This window comes from Methanoregula sp. (assembly GCF_002835825.1).
Taxonomy (GTDB): domain Archaea; phylum Halobacteriota; class Methanomicrobia; order Methanomicrobiales; family Methanospirillaceae; genus Methanoregula.
In genome coordinates this window covers 1-1,573 of record NZ_PIZH01000478.1, presented here as the reverse complement: position 1 = coordinate 1,573, position 1,573 = coordinate 1, and the positions used below count along the sequence as shown (strand labels likewise).

Below are 1,573 nucleotides of genomic sequence, written 5' to 3'. Positions count from 1 at the left end.
CCCGGACACGTGCATCGATCCGGAAACTGCTGGACCTTGCGCCGAAGGAAGCGGTCCTGATCCGGAACGGGACCGAACAGGTGATCCCGGCCGAACAGCTGCAAGTCGGGGATATGTTCCTGGTGAAACCCGGCGCCGGCATTCCCACGGATGGGATCATTGTAAAAGGCCGGTCCAGTATCAATGAGGCGGCAGTCACCGGCGAATCCGTACCCGCAGAGAAGCAGGAGGGCATGAAGGTCTTCGCAGCAACCCTGAATGTCGATGGCGCCCTGGAGGTACGGGCAACCGCGACGTTTAAGGACAACTCCCTGATGAAGATGATCCATATGGTCGAAGAGGCGCAGGAGCAGAAGGGAAAGACGCAGGCCTTCATCGAGAAGTTCGGGCGGAAGTATACCCCGGCGATCTTCTTCATATCCCTCGTTCTTATCATTGTCCCGCCGTTCTTTGGCATCCCGTTCAACGATCTGGCAATACGGGGCGTGGTGCTCCTTGTTGCAGCAGCACCATGTGCACTGGTCATGTCTACTCCGATCGCGGTTGCAGCAGGAATTGGATCGGCCGGGAAACGCGGCATTCTCATCAAGGGAGGTATCCACCTTGAGAACCTCGGGAAGACAAAAGCGGTCGCATTCGACAAGACCGGGACGCTTACGACCGGGACCCCGGCTGTGACCGATGTCGTTGCGCTGAATGGAGATGAAACCGCAGTCCTCCGGATTGCGTATACGGTTGAGCGCTGCTCCGATCACCCAATCGCCCGGGCAATAGTAAAGCGTGCGGAAACCGATAACATCCAGCCACACGAGGCGGTGGGTGAATGCGCCCTTCCCGGTCAGGCCGCTACGGCAATTATCGGCGGGACCCCATGGTTCGCCGGCAGACCGGAGTATTTCACCGGTACAACCAGGAATGCAGAAACCCAGCGTACCATCGACAGACTCCGGGCTGAAGGAAAGACGGTCATATTCGTAGGAACGCAGGAGAAGATCCTCGGCCTCATTGCAATGCGGGACCAGGTCCGGACGAATGCAAAGGCCATGATCGATGAGCTCCACACCATGGGTGTTGCAACCATCATGCTGACCGGAGACAACGGGGTTACGGCAAAAGCAGTGGCAGCGGATCTCGGTATCGATGATATCCGGGCCGATCTGAAACCGGAGGACAAGACCGCGGCAATCGAGTCGCTCAAAGAGAAGTATGGGGCGGTCGTCATGATCGGCGACGGCATCAACGATGCCCCGGCCCTTGCCAAAGCCACGGTCGGTGTGGCAATGGGGACGATCGGCACCGATGCGGCAATCGAGGCGGCCGATGTTGCGCTCATGGCCGACGACCTGTCCAAGGTGCCGGAGGCCATTGCATTCGGGAAGAAAGCCCTGTCCATCTCTAACCAGAACATTGTCTTCTCGGTTGCCGTGCTTGCCATCCTTATCCCCGGCGCCCTGCTCGGGGTTCTCGGAGTGACCCTTGCGGTGATCTTCCACGAGGCGTCCGAACTCCTCGCGGTAGGGAACGGCCTGCGGGTTGCGAAACGGTAATTTTTTTTTAAATGGGGCCGGCATTG

1 protein-coding gene is annotated in these 1,573 nt (G+C 58.7%); it reads left to right on the top strand.

Annotation, left to right across the window (positions count from 1 at the left end):
• Positions 1-1,547: cation-translocating P-type ATPase (locus CW742_RS12470; protein WP_292420842.1), on the top strand; the 1,547-nt coding region annotated here is incomplete at its 5' end.
• Between the last annotated feature and the right edge of the window lie 26 nt (positions 1,548-1,573).